The 18068-nt window shown below is 66.8% G+C and carries 17 protein-coding genes and 1 tRNA gene; 14 read left to right on the plus strand and 4 right to left on the minus strand.

Going from position 1 to position 18068, the window contains the following annotated elements; genetic code table 11:
* Positions 1–6: 6 nt before the first annotated feature.
* Entirely contained in the window at positions 7–843 is an 837-nt protein-coding gene (gene serB / locus ILT46_RS05165; protein WP_370592342.1) for a phosphoserine phosphatase SerB, read from the minus strand.
* On the opposite strand from serB, the gene miaA reads away from it, so the two are divergent.
* The 9 genes from miaA to ILT46_RS05210 all read left to right on the plus strand — a co-directional run bounded on the left by miaA (position 836) and on the right by ILT46_RS05210 (position 11222).
* Entirely contained in the window at positions 836–1801 is a 966-nt protein-coding gene (gene miaA, locus ILT46_RS05170; protein WP_233397030.1) for a tRNA (adenosine(37)-N6)-dimethylallyltransferase MiaA, read from the plus strand. The genes serB and miaA overlap by 8 nt on opposite strands.
* Before the next feature lie 64 nt (positions 1802–1865).
* Positions 1866–3611 carry a biosynthetic-type acetolactate synthase large subunit gene (ilvB, locus tag ILT46_RS05175; protein WP_199503587.1) on the plus strand — a complete coding sequence of 582 codons (1746 nt, stop codon included), beginning with the start codon at positions 1866–1868 and terminating at the stop codon, positions 3609–3611.
* Positions 3611–4126, plus strand: coding sequence for an acetolactate synthase small subunit (gene ilvN, locus ILT46_RS05180; RefSeq protein WP_199503588.1), 516 nt, complete (start codon positions 3611–3613; stop codon positions 4124–4126). The genes ilvB and ilvN overlap by 1 nt, the downstream gene beginning before the upstream one ends.
* Before the next feature lie 69 nt (positions 4127–4195).
* Positions 4196–5215: a ketol-acid reductoisomerase gene (gene ilvC / locus ILT46_RS05185; protein WP_199503589.1), complete on the plus strand. Its 1020-nt coding sequence runs from the start codon at positions 4196–4198 to the stop codon at positions 5213–5215.
* Between the two features lie 61 nt (positions 5216–5276).
* Positions 5277–6167: an I78 family peptidase inhibitor gene (locus tag ILT46_RS05190; RefSeq protein ID WP_199503590.1), complete on the plus strand. Its 891-nt coding sequence runs from the start codon at positions 5277–5279 to the stop codon at positions 6165–6167.
* Positions 6167–7117 (plus strand): NAD(P)/FAD-dependent oxidoreductase, encoded by a 951-nt coding sequence (locus ILT46_RS05195; RefSeq protein ID WP_199503591.1) that lies wholly within the window; start codon positions 6167–6169, stop codon positions 7115–7117. The genes ILT46_RS05190 and ILT46_RS05195 overlap by 1 nt, the downstream gene beginning before the upstream one ends.
* A gap of 211 nt (positions 7118–7328) precedes the next feature.
* The gene (gene leuA / locus ILT46_RS05200; protein ID WP_199503592.1) at positions 7329–9005 is read left to right on the plus strand and encodes a 2-isopropylmalate synthase; all 1677 of its coding nucleotides are present in this window, start codon (positions 7329–7331) and stop codon (positions 9003–9005) included.
* Between the two features lie 72 nt (positions 9006–9077).
* Positions 9078–10124, plus strand: a complete 1047-nt coding sequence (locus ILT46_RS05205) for an amidohydrolase family protein (protein ID WP_199503593.1) — start codon at positions 9078–9080, stop codon at positions 10122–10124.
* A gap of 72 nt (positions 10125–10196) precedes the next feature.
* Complete coding sequence (locus ILT46_RS05210; RefSeq protein WP_199503594.1) at positions 10197–11222, plus strand: NAD(P)H-dependent flavin oxidoreductase; 1026 nt, start codon at positions 10197–10199, stop codon at positions 11220–11222.
* Between the two features lie 57 nt (positions 11223–11279).
* Here the strand turns inward: ILT46_RS05210 and ILT46_RS05215 are convergent, their stop codons facing one another.
* Positions 11280–11774 carry a flavodoxin family protein gene (locus ILT46_RS05215; RefSeq protein ID WP_199503595.1) on the minus strand — a complete coding sequence of 165 codons (495 nt, stop codon included), beginning with the start codon at positions 11772–11774 and terminating at the stop codon, positions 11280–11282.
* Between the two features lie 118 nt (positions 11775–11892).
* Here ILT46_RS05215 and recJ point away from each other — a divergent pair, with 118 nt between their 5' ends.
* Positions 11893–13680, plus strand: a complete 1788-nt coding sequence (gene recJ / locus ILT46_RS05220) for a single-stranded-DNA-specific exonuclease RecJ (RefSeq protein ID WP_199503596.1) — start codon at positions 11893–11895, stop codon at positions 13678–13680.
* A gap of 92 nt (positions 13681–13772) precedes the next feature.
* A tRNA-Glu gene (locus tag ILT46_RS05225) sits at positions 13773–13847 on the plus strand.
* Positions 13848–13864: 17 nt separating this feature from the next.
* Here ILT46_RS05225 and ILT46_RS12270 read toward each other — a convergent pair.
* Entirely contained in the window at positions 13865–14965 is a 1101-nt protein-coding gene (locus ILT46_RS12270; protein ID WP_199503597.1) for a DNA methyltransferase, read from the minus strand.
* Positions 14935–15486, minus strand: coding sequence for a DNA methyltransferase (locus ILT46_RS12275; protein ID WP_199503598.1), 552 nt, complete (start codon positions 15484–15486; stop codon positions 14935–14937). Before ILT46_RS12275 ends, ILT46_RS12270 begins: the two co-directional genes overlap by 31 nt.
* Between ILT46_RS12275 and ILT46_RS05240 the strand changes: the two genes are divergently transcribed.
* From ILT46_RS05240 to ILT46_RS05250, 3 genes are all read left to right on the plus strand, one after another.
* On the plus strand, positions 15485–15643 hold the full coding sequence (locus ILT46_RS05240) for a hypothetical protein (RefSeq protein WP_199503599.1): 159 nt from the start codon (positions 15485–15487) through the stop codon (positions 15641–15643). The two genes, ILT46_RS12275 and ILT46_RS05240, sit on opposite strands and share 2 nt — an antisense overlap.
* Positions 15643–16827, plus strand: coding sequence for an ATP-binding protein (locus ILT46_RS05245; RefSeq protein WP_199503600.1), 1185 nt, complete (start codon positions 15643–15645; stop codon positions 16825–16827). The genes ILT46_RS05240 and ILT46_RS05245 overlap by 1 nt, the downstream gene beginning before the upstream one ends.
* A 78-nt stretch (positions 16828–16905) precedes the next feature.
* Complete coding sequence (locus ILT46_RS05250; protein WP_199503601.1) at positions 16906–18060, plus strand: OprO/OprP family phosphate-selective porin; 1155 nt, start codon at positions 16906–16908, stop codon at positions 18058–18060.
* The last annotated feature ends 8 nt before the right edge of the window (positions 18061–18068 follow it).

Here is an 18068-nt window from a genome sequence, read left to right on the forward strand (position 1 = left end):
TGGCTGTCAATAAGCCGCGTCCAGCAGGCGCAAGACATTGGTAAGGTCGCCCCGGTCTAGCCACCCATCAGCTGCGGCGCGCGCGGCGGGCTTGGCACGGTAGGCGATACCGTACGTTGCCGCTTCCAGCATCGGAATGTCGTTCGCGCCGTCGCCCGTGGCGAGCGTGGTCGCCCCGCCCGCTCTGTCCGCTTTTGCCAGCAGCACCGCACGTTTGGTCGCGCTATCGACAATCGGCCCGTCCAATGCGCCGGTTAGCCGCCCGCCGGCAATCTCGAGCCGGTTGGCGACGACGTGATCGAAACCAAGCTGCGCGCCGACCGCGTCGGCAAATTGGTGGAAACCGCCAGTCACCAGCACGGTGCGGCAGCCCGCGGCCTTCAGCCCCCTAACCAGTTCGGCAGCCCCGGCCACCGGGCGGATACGCTCGGCCAGCGTCCGGGCAATCGCGCTCTCCTCCAGCCCGGCGAGCAGCCCCACCCGCTCGCGCAAGGCGGCGGCGAAATCGAGCTCGCCGCGCATGGCGCGGTCGGTAATCGCGGCAATCTGCGGCTTGAGTCCGGCAAAATCGGCCAGTTCGTCGATACATTCCTGGCCGATCATGGTCGAATCCATGTCCGATACGAACACCGCCGGCAGCTCGGGCCTCTCAGCGCTCAGCAGGCAATCGCAGGCGGGAAAACCTGCTTCCACGGCCTCCCGCAGAGTGGCTGTCGGCACCTCGCTGACGAATTCCACCATGTCGGGCGCCAAGCGGGTAACCGTGACGGGGACAGTCCGGGCCACCGCCTCGGCGCGGGCGGACAAAGTGCTTTCGTCTGCTATGACGCGCGCGATGACCACTGAAGCTCCCCCTCCGCCTTCGGCCGACCGGCCGCCGCTGGCGCTCATCGCAGGGCCGACTGCCAGTGGCAAGACGGCGCTGGCGGTCGATCTTGCGCTGGCCCTGGCGGCAACGGGCCGCGGCGCGGCGGTGATCAATGCCGACAGCGCGCAGGTCTATGCCGATCTCGCAGTGCTCAGCGCGCGGCCGTCGCCCGCCGAGATGCGCGGCGTGCCGCATCGCCTGTTTGGTGAATGGGGCGCCGCGCAAATCTGCTCCGCAGCCGATTGGGCAAAGCGGGCGCAGGCCGTGATTGCCGAAGCACAGGCAGCGGGCACAGTGCCGATCCTGGTTGGCGGCACCGGGCTGTATCTGCGTACGCTGATTGACGGGATTGCGCCCGTGCCGCCGGTCGATCCGGCCATCCGCGCGGCGGTGCGGGACATGCCGGTCGAAGATGTCCATGCGGCGCTGCGGCGCGAAGATCCGCCGGCGGCCGCCAGGCTCGCCCCGGCTGACCGCCAGCGCCTGTCGCGCGCGCTCGAGGTGGTCCGCTCGACCGGAAGGCCGCTCGCGTCGTGGCAGGCACAGCGCAGCGGCGGCATTGGCGATACCGTGGCGCTCCATCCGGCAATCCTGTTGCCGCCGCGCGAAACGCTTTACCGCCGCTGCGATGCGCGGTTTGCGGCGATGGTCGATGGCGGCGCGCTGGCCGAGGTTGAGCGGCTGATGGCGCGCAATCTCCCGCCGGATGCGCCCGTGCTGCGGGCGATCGGGGTGCCGGAACTGGCGGCGAATCTTGGCGGATCGATCACGCTGGAGGAGGCGATCGCCCGCGCAGCGCAGGCGACCCGGCGCTATGCCAAGCGGCAATATACCTGGTTCACGCACCAGCCGCCAGCCGAATGGCCACAGCATACGACGGATAGTTTCAACGCGACAAGCATTTTTGCATCATTATTACGTCAACAGCGTTGACGGGCGCGGTTCCGGTCCTTAGGGCTGCCACCCGCAAATTGTTGCACGTGCGAAAGGAACAGACGTGAGCAGCGAGCGCCCCGGTGCGCAAATCCTTGTCGAATGCCTTGTCCAGCAGGGGGTCGAACACCTGTTCGGCTATCCCGGCGGGGCGGTGCTGCCGATTTACGACGCGCTGTTTGCCGATGACCGGGTGCGCCATATCCTTGTCCGCCACGAAGCGGGCGCTGCCCATGCCGCCGAAGGCTATGCCCGTTCGACGGGCCGGCCGGGTGTGGTGCTGGTCACCAGCGGTCCGGGGGCGACCAACGCCGTCACCGGAATTGCCGACGCCTTCCTCGATTCGATCCCGCTGGTGGTCATCACCGGGCAGGTGCCGACCGGGCTGATCGGGTCTGACGCCTTTCAGGAAGCCGACACGATCGGCATCACCCGCCACTGCACGAAGCACAATTACCTCGTCAAAGACCCGGCCGAACTGGCCGCGGTGGTCGAGGAGGCGTTCCGCATCGCCACCACCGGGCGCCCTGGGCCTGTGGTAATCGACATCCCCAAGGACGTGCAGATTGCGCAGGCGCCGTGGGGCACTGACGCCGCTATCCCGCCCCGCAACCGCTATGCTCCGCCCTCGGCCGCTAGCGACGGAGACATCGCCCGCGCGCTCGAACTGCTCGCCAATGCCCGCGCACCAGTGCTCTACACGGGCGGCGGGATCATCAATGCCGGGCCGCGCGCCAGCACCTTGCTACGCGATTTGCAGCGGCTGACCGGGGCGCCGGTCACCTCGACGCTGATGGGTCTGGGGGCCTTCCCCGCGGACCATCCCGACTGGCTGGGGATGCTGGGGATGCACGGCACCTACGAAGCCAATATGGCGATGAACCAGGCCGACCTCATCCTGTGCCTTGGCGCGCGGTTCGATGACCGGGTGACCGGCCGGCTCGATGCCTTTGCCCCCAACGCGACCAAGATCCACGTCGATATCGACCGCTCGTCGATCAACAAGACTGTGGCGGCCGATTTGCCGATCGTCGGCGATTGCGCGGCGGTGCTCAATCAGCTGGTCACTGCCTGGGGCGATCGGCCGGCGCGCGATCTTGGCGAATGGAAAACACGCATCGCCGGCTGGCGTGCGCGCGACAGCCTGTGCTTCCCCGCCGACCGCCACGCAATCATGCCGCAATTGGCGATCAAGCGCCTCTATGAACTGAGCCGCCACCGCGATCCGATTGTCTCGACCGAGGTCGGCCAGCACCAGATGTGGGCTGCGCAGCATTTCCCGTTCTTTGCGCCCAACAAATGGCTGACTTCGGGCGGGCTCGGCACGATGGGCTATGGCCTCCCCGCCGCGATCGGCGCGCAGGTCGGCAATCCCGATGCGCTGGTGATCGACATTGCCGGTGACGCATCGATCCAGATGAACATCCAGGAACTGGGCACCGCGACGCAGTACCGCCTGCCGGTCAAGGTGTTCATCCTCAACAATGAGTGGATGGGCATGGTCCGCCAGTGGCAGGAACTGACTTATGAAAGCCGCTATTCGAACTCGTACTCCGACAGCCTGCCCGACTTTGTGAAGCTGGCCGAAGCCTATGGCTGGAAGGGCATCCGCATCGAGGATGAAAGCCAGCTCGATGCCGGCATCCAGGCGATGCTCGACCATGACGGGCCGGTGATGGTCGATTGCCTCGTCGCTAAGGAAGCCAATTGCTACCCGATGATCCCCAGCGGGGCGGCGCATACCGAAATGATCCTCTACGGCGACAGCGTCGCCGGGACGATGGACGATGAAGCAAAGGCGTTGGTGTGATGCACATCCGCAAGCAGGCGTCCGAACGCCATGTCCTGACCATCACCGTTGATAACGAAGCCGGCATCCTCGCCAAGATCGCCGGGCTGTTCACCGCGCGCGGATACAATATCGACAGCCTGACGGTTGCCGATATTACCGAAAACCACGCGGTCAGCCGGATCACCATCGTCACCCACGGCCCGCCGGCGGTGATCGACCAGATTCACGCCCAGCTCGACCGGCTGGTGCCGGTGCACAAGGTCATCGACCTGACCGAAGCGGGCCCGCACGTCGAACGCGAACTGGCGCTGGTCAAGGTCGCCGGCACCGGCGATGCGCGGGTCGAGGCGCTGCGGCTGGCCGAGGTGTTCCGCGCCAAGGTGGTCGATACCACCACCGCCAGCTTCGTTTTCGAACTGACCGGCACGCCCGACAAGATCGACCGCTTCGTCGCCCTGATGCGCGAACTTGGTTTGGTCGAGGTCGGCCGCACCGGCGTTGTCGGCATGATGCGCGGGGCCGAGGGGATTTGAAGCCAGGTAACCAGCAAACCCTGTCATCCCGGGCTTGGGGCGACGAACAATCTAAACGGGATTGAAGATATGAAGGTCTATTACGACGCCGACGCCGATCTGAACCTCATCACCGGCAAGAAGATTGCGATTGTCGGCTATGGCAGCCAGGGCCACGCCCATGCCCAGAACCTGCGCGACAGCGGCGTGGCCGACATTGCCATCGCGCTGCGCCCCGGCTCTGCCAGCGCCCGGAAAGCCGAAGGCGCGGGCTTCAAGGTGATGGCCAATGACGAGGCGGCGAAGTGGGCCGATATCGTCATGATCCTCGCCCCTGACGAACATCAGGCGGCGATCTGGGACAATGACCTTGCCGGCAACCTGAAGCCCGGCAGCGCGCTCGCCTTCGCGCACGGGCTCAACATTCATTTCGGCCTGATCGAGCCGCCGGCCGACATCGACGTGATCATGATCGCGCCCAAGGGGCCGGGTCACACCGTGCGCAGCGAATACCTCAAGGGCGGCGGCGTGCCGTGCCTGATCGCGGTCCACCAGGACGCCACGGGCAACGCCCACGACATTGCCTTGGCCTATGCCAGCGGCGTCGGCGGCGGGCGCAGCGGCATCATCGAAACCAATTTCAAGGAAGAGTGCGAAACCGACCTGTTCGGCGAGCAGGCGGTGCTGTGCGGCGGCATCACCCATCTGATCCAGGCGGGCTTCGAAACGCTGGTCGAGGCCGGCTACGCGCCCGAAATGGCCTATTTCGAGTGCCTCCACGAAACCAAGCTGATCGTCGATCTGCTGTATGAAGGCGGCATCGCCAATATGCGCTATTCGATCAGCAACACGGCCGAATATGGCGACATCACCACCGGCCCGCGGATCATCACCGACGCGACCAAGGCCGAGATGAAGCGCGTGCTGGCCGACATCCAGTCCGGCCGGTTCGTTCAGAAATTCGTCCTCGACAACCGCGCCGGCCAGCCCGAACTGAAGGCCAGCCGCAAGGCGGCCGAGGCGCATCCGATCGAGCAGACCGGGGCGAAGCTGCGGGCGATGATGCCGTGGATCAAGGCCAATCAGCTGGTCGATCAGGAGAAGAATTGACCTCGCCGCGTTAAAGGGAAACAAGGCGGCTTCCCGTCGTCACCAGAACAGGATCCCGTCGATGCAGATCAAAGCCAGTATCGCCGCTGTCGCCCTTGCTCTCTTGGCCGGCAGCGGCACGTGGGCGCTCAATGCACAGCCATCGGTGCCCGGTGTGCGCGATGCCGGGCGGGTCAGCGCCGGGCTCTACACGGCCGATGCAGCGCATTCGCAGGTAGGATGGTCGCTCAGCCATTTCGGGTTCAACGATTATTTTGGCATCTTCGGCGATGTTGCAGGCGAGCTGTCGCTCGACCCGGCCAATCCGGCCGCCGCGCGGGTCGATGTAACAATCCCCGTCGCTAGCGTCACCGTGCCCAGCGCGGGTCTGCGCGAGCACTTGCTGCGGCCGGGGGCTGATGGCGCGGCGCCGGATTTCTTCGGGCCGGAGCCGCAGCCGGCGCGGTTCGTGTCCACCAGCGTTGTCCCCGGCCCCGACCACACCGCGTTGATCCACGGCCATTTGACCCTCAATGGCCGAACGAAGCCCGTGGCCATCGCAGCCAGCTTTGCAGGTGCAGGGACCAATCCGATGACCCGCAAGGACACGGTCGGTTTCCACGGGCGAGCGGCGATCGACCGGTCCGATTTCGGCATCACCACCGCGCTGCCGCTGGTGTCCGATCGGGTGCTGCTCGACATCTCGGTCGCTTTCGAGAAAGACTCCGGCGCCGTCCCCCCGCCCGCCGCGCGGCTGGACACTGACGATCCTTGCCGCGCAGCCGAGCTTCGGCCAGCGATCGGCCGGCCGGCGACACCAGCCTACCGTGCCGAGATCGCCGCCGCGCGGCCAGGGCAGGCAATCCGCTGGCTGCACCCTACCAGCATGGTGACCACGGATTATCGGCCGGACAGGCTGAATATCGTGACCGAACCGCGGACCGACCGGATCCTTGCGTTGCGGTGCGGCTGATGGCGCTCGACTGCGAAACACTTGTCATCGGAGCGGGCCCCGCCGGGCTTACCGCAGCGATGTACCTCGCCCGTTATCGGCGCGATGTGCTGGTGGTGCATGACGGCACCGCCCGTGCGCTGCGTATCCCGCTGACCCATAACGTGCCCGGTTTTCCGGAAGGGGTTTGCGGCACCGACCTGCTCGCCCGGATGACCGAACACGCCACCGAATATGGCGCGCGCCTGCACAAGGCATTGGTCACCGGGCTGAAGCGGACCGCGAACGGGTTCACCGCCCAGCTCGACGATGGCGGCGCCATCACCGCACGCGGCGTGGTGCTGGCGACCGGCATCTGGCTCAACGAGGTCGATCTGCCGCGCGAGGTGCACGAGCAGGCAATCAAAGACGATGTGCTGCGCTATTGCCCGATCTGCGATGCCTACGAGCATTCGGGCCGCGAAATCGCGGTGCTCGGCGCAGATCTGCATGGCGCGGCAGAGGCCATGTTCCTGCGGCAATATTCCGATAAGGTGACGCTGATCCCCGCCTGGTCGGACGATCTCGACGCCGACCAGCATCACGAGCTCGACGATAGCGACATCACCGTGCTGCGCGGCCGGGTCACCGCGATCGAGCCCGATGCGGACGGCATCACCGTCCATCTGGCGGGCCGCGACAGCACCGCGAGCAGCCACCGCTTCGGTATCCTTTACCCCGCATTCGGCGTGACCCCGCGCACCGATCTGGCGGTTAAGCTGGGGCTGGAAGTGAACGAGGATGGCCGGCTGGGCGCGCTGACCCATATGAAGGCCGAGATTCCGGGCTTCTACGCGGCGGGCGACATTGTCGAAGGGCTCGACCAGATCAGCGTGGCCATGGGCCACGGCGCCGTTGCAGCAACAAAGCTGCACAATTACCTGCGTGACGAGGATGATCATGTCATGTCGGACCAGCGCCCGGTCGATTGATTGCCCAGCATTGTTGACCAGCGCGCTGCGGGGCGGGTTTACAACGGACCGCCGCCGCGCCTACAAGCAGCGCATGATCTCGCCTGCGGCCCTGCTACGACTTATCCGCCCTTGGGCGTGACCTGACGCGCAGGCATCGGGCTGCGTGACGGCGCACCCAAGGGCTCTATCACCCGCACCCCTGCCGCCTGCTGCTGCTGACGAGATTACCATGACCATGCTCCGCGATCCGCGCCCCAAATACGCGCCCTTCCCGCAGGTTCCGCTGGACGGCCGGCAATGGCCCGCGCGCACCATCACCCGCGCCCCCCGCTGGCTCAGCACCGACCTGCGCGATGGCAATCAGGCGATTGTCGACCCGATGGACGCGGTGAAGAAGAACCGCTTCTTCGATCTGCTGGTCGAGGTGGGGCTGAAGGAGATCGAGGTCGGTTTCCCCAGCGCCGGGGCGACCGAATTCGACTTCATCTCGGGCCTCGTCCGTTCGGGCCGCATCCCCGACGATGTGATTGTCCAGGTGCTGACGCAGAGCCGCGAAGATCTGATCCGTACCTCGTTCGACAGCCTCGCCGGGGCGCGCGCGGCAATCGTCCACCTCTACAATGCGGTCAGCCCGGCCTGGCGCGAAATCGTCTTCCGCATGGACCGCGCCGAGGTGAAGGCCATTGCCGTTGCCGGCGCCAAGGTGATGCGTGACGAGGCGGCCAAGCGCCCGAACACCGAATGGAACTTCCAATATTCGCCTGAGACCTTCTCCACCGCCGAACTCGATTTCAGCCTCGAGGTGAGCGAGGCGGTGATGGACATCCTCCAGCCCACAGCCGAACAGCCGATCATTCTCAACCTGCCCGCCACGGTAGAGGCGGCGACGCCCAATATCTACGCCGACCAGATCGAATATTTCATCCGCAACCTGCCCCGGCGCGAGACGGCGGTGATCAGCCTCCACACCCATAACGATCGCGGCACCGGGGTCGCAGCGGCCGAGCTGGGGCTAATGGCCGGGGCCGACCGGGTCGAGGGCTGCCTGTTCGGCAATGGGGAGCGCACGGGCAATTGCTGTCTGGTGACAGTGGCGCTCAACATGTACACGCAAGGTGTTGATCCGGCGCTCGATTTTTCCGATATCGACCGGGTTATCGAGACGGTGGAGTTCTGCAACCAGATCCCCGTCCACCAGCGCCACCCCTATGGCGGCGAGCTGGTCTTCACTGCCTTTTCCGGTAGCCATCAGGATGCGATCAAGAAGGGGTTCGAAGCGCACGGGCAGCAGAACGATCCGCAGTGGCGGGTGCCGTATCTGCCCATCGACCCGGCCGATCTCGGCCGCTCTTACGAGGCGGTGATCCGGGTCAATTCGCAGAGCGGCAAAGGCGGCTTTGCCTGGGTCCTTGAACAGGATCAGGGCCTCAAGCTGCCCAAGGCGATGCAGGCCGATTTCTCGCGCCATGTCCAGCGCATGGCCGACGATCTGGGCCGCGAATTGAACGCCGCCGATATCTGGCAGGCGTTTCGCGCTGCCTATCATGTGCAGACGCCAGGCAAGCATTTCCAGCTGGTCGATTACGAGGAAACCCGCGCCGCCGATGGCACGCGGGTGTTTGCCGGGACGATCGAGGTGGAGGGCCGCGCGCAGAGCGTCTCGGGGCGCGGCAACGGCCTGATCTCGTCGGTCGTCGCGACCTTGCGCGAGGCGTTCGGCGTGGCGCTGGAGGTGGTCGACTATTCCGAACACGCCTTGGGCGCCGGCAGCGACGCGCGCGCGGCAGCCTACATCCTCGCCGCGCTGCCCGACGGCCGCCGCATATGGGGCTGCGGCATCGACGAAGACATCGCCACCGCCAGCGTCCGCGCCGTGATCAGCGCGGCGAATGGCGCGGTCAGATAGGCTTCTGCCCGGAGCAGGCTTGCGACCCGCTACGAGGTGTGGTCCTTTCCCGCCACGTGAGAGGGCCTGCCGATGACCGAAGCGATTCTCGAACCTGATCTGCCGATCATCGATCCGCATCATCATCTGTGGGATTTGCGCCCGCTCATCCCGGCCTTCCCCGAACCGCGCCACCCGTTCATCGCGGCGATTGCCGATGCGGCCTATTTCACCTTCGACCAGCTTCAGGCGGAAACGCAGTCGGGCCACCGGATCGTCGCCACAGTCTATATGGAGTGCGGCGCGTTCTATGATGCGGCGCGCGACGAGGCCTTCAGGCCGGTGGGCGAGGTCGAATTTGTCAACGGCGTTGCGGCGCAGGGCGCGAGCGGGCTGTATGGCGAATACCGCCCATCTGCCGCGATCGTCGGCCATGCCGATTTGCGTGGCGGCAGCGCGGCGGGCGACGTGCTCGATGCGTTGATGGCCGCCTCGCCCCGTTTTGTCGGCATCCGCCATGCCGGCGCCTGGGACGCCGATCCCGAGGTGCTCGGCCCGCCCTTCCACCATCCGCCGGGCCTCTACCGCGATGCCGCCTTTCGCGAAGGGTTTGCCGAACTCGGCAAGCGCGGGCTGACCTTCGATGCCTGGGTGCTCGAGCCGCAACTGGGCGACGTGATCGACCTGGCGCGCGCGTTTCCCGATCAGCCGATCGTGCTCGACCATTGCGGCACGCCGGTGGGCGTTGCCAGCTACAAGGGCAAGCTGCACGAGAATTTCGATCGCTGGCGCCATGCCATCCGCGAGCTTGCGGCGTGCCCCAATGTCACGATCAAGCTCGGCGGGCTCGCCATGGCGTTCTGCGCGCTGCCCGAAGATGGCCCGGCGGCAGGCCACGGGTCAGAGCACCTCGCCGCTCTGTGGCGCCCCTATATCGAGACCTGTATCGAGGCGTTCGGGCCGGACCGCGCGATGTTCGAAAGCAATTACCCGGTCGATCGCTGGGGCGCGAGCTATCCGGTGCTGTGGAACACCTTCAAGCGGCTGACGCAGGGCGCTTCGGCGGAGGAGAAGCGCGCGCTCTATGCCGGCACGGCGGCGCGGGTTTATCAGCTGGAGCACCTGCTGCCCGCCCAATAGCCCGCCGCCACTCGACAAGCGCGCCGCCGCTGCCTAACCCTGCCGCCGGTTTCATTCTGCAACGGAGGTTCCATGCCGCTCCCCGCCCCCTTTGACCGCCTGCGCCTCCCGCTGATCGGCTCGCCGCTGTTCATCGTGTCGGGGCCGGAACTGGTCATCGCGCAGTGCAAGGCGGGGATCATCGGCAGCTTCCCGGCGCTGAACGCGCGGCCCAGCGGCGTGCTCGACGAATGGCTGCACCGCATCACCGAGGAACTGGCCGCGCACAACCGCGACAACCCTGACCGGCCCGCCGCGCCCTTCGCCGTCAACCAGATCGTCCACGCCACCAATGCCCGTCTCGAAGAAGATATGCAGGTGTGCGAAAAGTGGCAGGTGCCGCTGGTCATCACTTCGCTGGGCGCGCGCGAGGAGGTGTTCCAGGCGGTCAAAAACTGGGGCGGCATCACGATGCACGACGTGATCAACAACCGCTTCGCGCACAAGGCGATCGAGAAGGGCGCGACCGGGCTTATCCCCGTGGCAGCGGGTGCCGGTGGCCATGCGGGGGTCCAGTCGCCCTTCGCACTGATGCAGGAAATCCGCGAATGGTTTGACGGGCTGATCGCGCTGTCAGGATCGATCGCGCATGGCCGCTCAATCCTCGCCGCGCAGGCGCTGGGCGCCGATTTCGCCTATATGGGCAGCGCCTTCATCGCCTCGGCCGAGGCCAATGCCGAAGGCGCCTACAAGCAGGGCATCGTCGAAGGCAGCGCGGAGGGGATCGTCTACACCAATCTGTTCACCGGGGTGCACGGGAATTACCTGCGTAGCTCGATTGTCGCCGCGGGGCTGGACCCCGACCATTTGCCCGTCAGCGACCCGAGCAAGATGAATTTCGGCAGCGGCGGCAACACCAAGGCCAAGGCGTGGAAGGACATCTGGGGATCGGGCCAGGGCGTCGGCGCGATCAAGCAGGTGCGCCCGGTGGCCGAGATGGTCGACCAGTTCGAAGCCGAATATCGCGACGCCGTGACCGCGCTGGAGCGCAATATCTTCCGCCAGGGCAGCCGGCGCGGTTTCGGGATTGCCACGGAGCCTGGCGGCTCCTCGCAATGACGAAATGGGCCCGTCATTGCGAGCGTAGCGACGCATCCAGCGCCACACCCCTCCCCCTCAGAAGATCCCCTGCGCCAAACCCTCGGCCAGCGCCGCGCCCAGTTCGCGCGCGGCGGTAAGGTCGGCCTCTGCCACGCGCTTTTGCGCCAGGATCGCCTCGGGCGTCTGAGCGGCGAAATTGACGATGACTGGCGCGGCCACGCGTCGCAGGCGCCACCCGGTGCAAATCCGGTCGAGCTGGGCCTGCGCCCCGCTGCCGTCCGAGCCGGCGGCAATCAGCGAGGCATAGGGCCGCCCCTCGATGCGCCCGAGCACCGGGTAATAGCAGCGGTCGAACAGCTCCTTCATCGCGCCCGATAGCGTGGCGAGGTTTTCCGGCGCGGCGAACAGATAACCGCCCGCCGCCAGAAGATCGCCGGGCATCACCGCTGCGGCCGGCATCAGCCGCGCTTCCGGCCCGGCACCGCCCGCCGCCGCGTGCGCCAGTGCCTCGCTCGCCCCGGTGCGGCTGTGCCAGGCGATCAGCAGATGCGCGCGGTCGCTAACAATCATCGCTGCCGCTCATGGCGCAGCGCCCGCGCCCGGTCCAGCCCGCCACTCAGCGCCGCTTCTGTCGATTGCGCCGCCGCCGCCCTTCCCCCCGCGCCCCCCGCGCCCTAGGTTCGCGCGCATGACCGACCAGTCGCTCAGCCATGTCTTCGGGGTGGAAAGCTCGCTGTCCGGCCGCCGTTGGCAATGGCGCGGCGGCAATATGGATGTAACAGGCGGCGCAGCCGGGCTGGAGGACGACATCGTCACCCAGTTGCTGCTCGCCCGCGGGGTGGAGCGCGGCGATCTCGCCCGCCACCGCAACCCGACATTGCGCGATTTCCTGCCCGACCCCAGCGAGCTGCGCGATATGGACGCCGCTGCCGACCGGCTGGCGCAGGCGGTGATGACCGGCGAGACGGTTACGATTTACGGCGATTACGACGTCGATGGCGCCACCAGCGCGGCACTGCTGGTGCGGCTGCTACGGATGCTGGGGCATGACGCGCGCTATTACATCCCCGACCGGCTGCTCGAAGGGTATGGCCCGAGCGGCGCGGCGCTGGTCCGGCTGGCCGAGGAAGGCTCGAGCCTGATCGTCACCGTTGATTGTGGCGCAATGGCGCACGAGGCGCTGGCAATGGCGCATGATGCGGGTGTCGATGTGATCGTGGTCGATCACCACAAATGCGCCGCAGAGCTTCCCCGCGCCGCCGCGCTGGTCAACCCAAACCGGCTCGACGAAGGCGCTGTGGGGGCCAGCCACGGGCATCTGGCGGCGGTTGGCGTGGCCTTCCTGCTGGCGATTGCGACGGTGCGCGTGCTGCGCCGGCGCGGCTGGTTCGAAACGCGTGCCGAACCGTCTTTGTTCGCGCTGCTCGACCTGGTGGCGCTAGGCACCGTGGCCGATGTTGCCGCGCTCCACGGGCTTAACCGTGCGCTGGTGGCGCAGGGGCTGAAGGTGATGGCCCGGCGCGAGAATATCGGCATGGCAGCGCTGATCGACGCCAGCCGCCTCACCCGCGCGCCGCTCTGCAGCGATCTCGGCTTTGCGCTGGGCCCGCGGATCAATGCCGGCGGGCGCGTGGGCGAAGCGACGCTGGGCGTGCGGCTGCTGACCACCGAGGATGCGGGCGAGGCAGCGGCGATCGCCGCGCAGCTTTCCGTCCTCAATGACGAGCGCCGCGCGATCGAGCAGGCGGTGCAGGAAGCGGCCGAGGCGCAATTGCCCGCGCAGCACAATCGTGCGGTGCTGGTGCTGGCCGGGCGCGGCTGGCATCCCGGCGTGATCGGCATTGTCGCCGGGCGGATCAAGGAAAAGACCGGAAAGCCCGCCATCGTCATCGCCGCCGATGGCGACAGCGGCATCGGCAAGGGGTCGGGCCGTTCGATCCCGGGCGTAGATCTCGGCGCCGCGATCATCGCCGCGCGCGAGGCGGGGCTGCTGGCGGCGGGCGGCGGCCATGCCATGGCAGCCGGGCTGACGGTGGACGAGGCGCGGATTGGCGAACTGGCCGACTGGCTCGACGCGCGGCTGGGCGCTGCCGTCGCCCGGGCGTCGGCAGACCGCGCGCTGCTGCTCGACATGGCGGTCGCGCCCTCGGGGTTGACGCCCGAGCTGGTCCATACGCTGGAGGCGGCCGGCCCCTATGGCGTCGGCTGGCCCGGCCCGCGCGTGGCGATCGGCCCGGTGCATCTGGTGCGCGCCGAGCTGGTCGGCAACGATCACCTGCGCCTGATCGCCGGGTCGGCGGGCGGCGGATCGTTCAAGGCGATCGCCTTCCGCGCCGGCGAAAGCGCGCTGGGGCAGGCCTTGCTGCACGGCGCGCAGGGGCGGCGGCTGTGGCTGGCGGGCCGCGCCAAGGTGGACGATTGGGGCGCCCGCCCGGCGGCCGAACTCCATCTCGAGGATGCCGCCTGGGCCGATTGATTGGGCCTGTTGAAATTAGCACCCGGCAGAGGGGTTGACCCGGCCCGCCCTCCCCCTTAGATGCGCCGCCACGCCACCCGGCATCCCGGCATGGCCCCTTCGTCTAGCGGTTAGGACGCGGCCCTTTCACGGCTGAAACACGGGTTCGATTCCCGTAGGGGTCACCATCTTCACAGCAGGCCTATTACAACAGGCTTCCCTGGCTGGTGGTATCTTCCCGCCGGGCTTTCTTGGCGATGGTCGTATCGACCCACGGAATGTCCGGGCGCTTGTTCTGAAACAATTCGGCGAGCGTGATGATTTGCAGGCGTGCGTGCTTGCGGCCGGTATATTCGTTTTCCCACACACCGACCGCTGCCGCATCGCGCTCCATCGCGCGGGTTGGCGGCTGCGCGGTAAGGAACACACCGATCTTCGCGCCTTCGCGCTCCATCACCTGCGCCAGCCTGCCGATGTCCTTCACGCCGGTGCCGCCGCCTTTGACCTCGACGATGGCCTTTTCGGTCTTCTTGCCGTCGGGCTTGAACCAGATGATGCCATCGATGCCGGTATCGGCCCCCTTGCGCCCGCCCTTCCACGGGTCGGCTTCGACCACACTGAGCGCCCACAACTCGAACTGGTGCTTGTCGCGCCGCGCGAGGTCCTCGGCGGCGGCGAGCGATTGCGGGCGGCCCTTCACCTCGAATGCGAGGCCGGGGAAAGCCTCCTTCATGCGCTTCTCGATCAACCCGATCGCGAGGTGGGTGACATCGATCCCGATCCACTGCCGCCCCAGCTTCTGCGCCGCGTGGACCGCAGTGCCGCAGCCGCAGAACGGGTCGAGCACCACGTCGCCGGGGTTGGACGAGGCCGCGATGATGCGCTCGAGCAGCGCGAGGGGTTTCTGGGTGGGGTAGCCGAGGCGTTCTTTCGCCAGATTGTGCATCGGACGAATGTCGGAGATTACGTCTTGAAGGGCGACCCCGTCCAAATCCTCGGGGTACTGCTTGAGGCGGGGCATGCCGCCTTCCTTTTTCGGCCAGTGAATCCGCCCCGCATCGTCCAAGTCGTCGAGTTTGCTTGGCGGATACGCCCAATGGCGCCCCTTCGCCGTTACATCAATTCCGCGCCAGACTTTTCCAGTCTCGCCATTACGAGTGCCCGCTCCGGTGAGGTCCATACGCTTCCAACGCCGACCATCTTCATCCGACTGATCAAAAAAAAGTTCGATGTAGTCCGCTTCGTGCGGAGTAAACTGTGTGCGGAGTAAACTGTTTATTCCAGAGATACTTGTCTGATCTCGCATAGAACAATCGTATCGTGGACCGGTCCAAAACGCTTAGAACTACTGTGGGCGCTGGTGCGCTTCCAGATTATCTCATTTAAGAAGTTCGTCGCCCCGAACACCCCATCCAGCAGCAGCTTGAGGTAATGGCTCGCGGTCGGGTCGCAGTGCAAATAGAGCGAGCCGGTCGGCTTGAGCACACGGTGGAGTTCGATCAGCCGTACCGCCATCATGGCGAGGTAGGCCATCATGTCGTTGTCGCCGAGGAACTCGCGCATCGCGCGCAGCAGGGTGAAGGCGTCAGTGTTTCCGCTGCGCATCACTTCGTCGAAGGCGCTCTCCGCGCTTTCGTTCCAGTGCCAGGTGTCCTCGAACGCCTTGATCTGGCTTTCGCTGCTGTGCCCCTCGGGACCCTTGAACAGGATGTTGTAATTGGCGTTCGAATTGAACGGCGGGTCGAGATAGACCAGATCTACGCTCTCGCTGGCGATATGTACGCGCAGGACGTGCAGATTATCGGCGAAATAGAGCGTGTTGGTCATGCGTCTTGCGTCCTCGAACCGCCGGGTCACTGCACCACTGGCCGACTGGCGATGCCGCGCCCTCGCCGCGCGCGCCGGTGCGGCCGGCGCTTCCGAATATGACACCACCGCAATCGCGCTGGCGATGACGGTAACGCGCGGCTATTGGCGCGGGTGATGGAGCGGTCTGGTTCTCTCCCCCTGTCCGGGATCCTGCTGGCCCTGCTGGGCGCGGCCGGGATGCTGGCGTTGCGGGTCGATCTGTGGCTCGTGGTGGCGGTGCTGCTGGTCTGGCTTGGCAGCCTGTGGCTTGCCGCCGCGCGGCCGCCCGAAACCGCCAGTCGGCGCGCAGGTAACGGCCTCTCGCCCGATCAGCTCGGCGCGCTGATCGAGCACTCGGCCACCCCCATGCTGCTCACCCAGGGCGAACGGGTGACGGTGGTCAACCGCGCCGCGCGAGAGGTGATCGGCGGGCATTTGCTGGGGCAGGACGTGCGGGTCGGCTTTCGCCAGCCCGATGCGGTCAAGCTGCTCGGGCGCGCGGTCAGCGGCAAGGCGATTGTGCGCGGCCTCGTCCAGCGGCGCGACATTTGGGAGCTGAACCGCCAGCAGCTCGATGGCGGGCTGGCGATCCTCGAGCTGGTCAACCGTACCGCCGAAGCCGATATCAGCCGCGCGCATACCGACTTTGTCGCCAATGCCAGCCACGAGCTGCGCACGCCGCTGGCCTCGATCATCGGCTATGTCGAGACGTTGCAAGAAGACGGTCCGGCGCTCGATTCAGCGATGAGCGGGCGTTTTCTGGACACCATCGCGCGCGAAGCGAAACGCTTGCAGAGCCTCGTCAGCGATCTGATGAGCTTGTCACGGGTGGAGGCGGAAAAGCACGATCTGCCCGAACACCGGCTCGACCTCGCGCCGCTGGTCGCGCGCGCGGCGCATGACGCGGCGGGGCCGGAGCGGGCCGCGCGGCTCGAACTGGCGCTGGCGGGCGAAGCGCCGGTGCGCGGCGATGCGCAGCAGCTGGAGCAGCTGGTCCGCAACCTGGTCGACAATGCGCTCAAATATGGTGATGCGGAAAAGCCGGTGACCGTCTCGCTCGACCGCGAGGTGGAGGGCAAGGTGCGGCTGCGCGTCACCGACCGGGGCGATGGCATCGCGGCCGAACACGTGCCCCATCTCACAAGGCGGTTCTACCGCACCGATCCCGGCCGCAGCCGTGCGTCGGGCGGCACCGGACTCGGCCTCGCGATCGTGAAGCATATCGTCGAACGGCACCGCGGCGCGCTCGACATCACCAGCGAGGTCGGGCGCGGGACGACGGTCGAGGTGCGCCTGCCGCTGGCGATAGAGCCAATGTGACAGGAGTCGCACAACTGTAATATTGCGGACATATTGGCGTCACGTTCTCGTCATCGCACTGCCAAGGACCGGTCACAGATGCGCCTGATCGCCGCCCTTGCCGCCGCCGCCGCGACCCTTTCCCTGCCCACCACCGCCGCCGCGCAGGACGACGACAGCGGCTGGCGCGTCACCCCGTTCGGGCGCATCAATTACGATATCGGCCGCACCTGGGTGCCCGACGACACCGGCCGCAAGGATGGCTACGGCGCGGAACTGCGCCGTGCGCGCGTCGGGCTGGAAGGCGAGGCCCCGGGCGGGTCCGGCTTCAAGGCCGAGATCGACGTCGCCGATAACGATCTGGTGCTGACCGACGGCTTCGTCACCTACACCGACGGTGCGCTCAAACTGACGCTGGGCCAGCACAACAATTTCCAGTCGCTCGAAGAGCTGACCAGCAGCCGCTTCACCAGCCAGATCGAGCGCGCCGCCTTCACCGATGCGTTCGGCTTCGAGCGGCGCATCGGCGCCTCGGCCCAGTATACCGTCGGCGACACGCTGCTGCAGGGCGGCGCGTTCCTCGACAATCTTGATGATATGGGTAGCGGCCAGTGGAGCGTGGACGGCCGCGCGGTTCACGCCCCCAAACTGGGCGACACTCGCCTGCATCTGGGCGCCTCACTCCACTATACGCGCCTCGGAGACGAGCAGACCGTCCGCTACCGCCAGCGCCCGCTGGTCCATTTCACCGATATCCGTTTCGTCGATACAAGCACCATCGCCGCCACCAGCGAGCTGGGCGCAGGGCTGGAAGCGGCCGCCATGCGCGGCCCGTTCCACGCCGCCGCCGAAACCTATTGGCAGCGGGTCCAGCGCCCCGGCACCGACAGCGCCGGCTTCTTCGGCGCCTATGCCGACGCGGGCGTGTTCCTGACGCCGGGCGATACCCGCGGTTACAAGGGCGCCAAGTTCGACCGGGTAAAACCGAAACACCCGCTCGGCCAGGGCGGCATCGGCGCGGTGCAGATCAACGCGCGTTATGACCGGCTCGACCTGACGGACCGGTCGGCCGGGATTGCCGGCGGGGTGCAGGACGGGATGGGCCTCGCGCTGGTGTGGACGCCGACCGCCAACACCCGCCTGACGATGAATTACGCCCGCCTGTGGTACAATGGCGCGATCCATCCCGGTACCGGCGGCAACCGCAATTATGCGGTCGATGCACTGGGCATTCGCGGACAGGTGGATTTCTGACGCCTGCG

The organism is Qipengyuania sp. YIM B01966 (assembly GCF_016461955.1).
Classification (GTDB): domain Bacteria; phylum Pseudomonadota; class Alphaproteobacteria; order Sphingomonadales; family Sphingomonadaceae; genus QFOP01.

What these genes read in the sequence shown, in the direction of transcription:
- recJ (WP_199503596.1), top strand. Translation starts at nt 11,893, where the DNA reads ATGACCGACCAGTCGCTCAGCCATGTCTTCGGGGTGGAAAGCTCGCTG.
- miaA (WP_233397030.1), top strand. Translation starts at nt 836, where the DNA reads ATGACCACTGAAGCTCCCCCTCCGCCTTCGGCCGACCGGCCGCCGCTG.
- ILT46_RS12275 (WP_199503598.1), bottom strand. Translation starts at nt 15,486, where the DNA reads ATGACCAACACGCTCTATTTCGCCGATAATCTGCACGTCCTGCGCGTA.
- ILT46_RS05215 (WP_199503595.1), bottom strand. Translation starts at nt 11,774, where the DNA reads ATGATTGTTAGCGACCGCGCGCATCTGCTGATCGCCTGGCACAGCCGC.
- ILT46_RS05195 (WP_199503591.1), top strand. Translation starts at nt 6,167, where the DNA reads ATGGCGCTCGACTGCGAAACACTTGTCATCGGAGCGGGCCCCGCCGGG.
- ILT46_RS05250 (WP_199503601.1), top strand. Translation starts at nt 16,906, where the DNA reads ATGCGCCTGATCGCCGCCCTTGCCGCCGCCGCCGCGACCCTTTCCCTG.
- ilvN (WP_199503588.1), top strand. Translation starts at nt 3,611, where the DNA reads ATGCACATCCGCAAGCAGGCGTCCGAACGCCATGTCCTGACCATCACC.
- ILT46_RS05210 (WP_199503594.1), top strand. Translation starts at nt 10,197, where the DNA reads ATGCCGCTCCCCGCCCCCTTTGACCGCCTGCGCCTCCCGCTGATCGGC.
- ILT46_RS12270 (WP_199503597.1), bottom strand. Translation starts at nt 14,965, where the DNA reads ATGCGAGATCAGACAAGTATCTCTGGAATAAACAGTTTACTCCGCACA.
- ILT46_RS05190 (WP_199503590.1), top strand. Translation starts at nt 5,277, where the DNA reads ATGCAGATCAAAGCCAGTATCGCCGCTGTCGCCCTTGCTCTCTTGGCC.
- leuA (WP_199503592.1), top strand. Translation starts at nt 7,329, where the DNA reads ATGACCATGCTCCGCGATCCGCGCCCCAAATACGCGCCCTTCCCGCAG.
- ilvC (WP_199503589.1), top strand. Translation starts at nt 4,196, where the DNA reads ATGAAGGTCTATTACGACGCCGACGCCGATCTGAACCTCATCACCGGC.
- ILT46_RS05240 (WP_199503599.1), top strand. Translation starts at nt 15,485, where the DNA reads ATGCGTCTTGCGTCCTCGAACCGCCGGGTCACTGCACCACTGGCCGAC.
- ILT46_RS05205 (WP_199503593.1), top strand. Translation starts at nt 9,078, where the DNA reads ATGACCGAAGCGATTCTCGAACCTGATCTGCCGATCATCGATCCGCAT.
- ILT46_RS05245 (WP_199503600.1), top strand. Translation starts at nt 15,643, where the DNA reads ATGGAGCGGTCTGGTTCTCTCCCCCTGTCCGGGATCCTGCTGGCCCTG.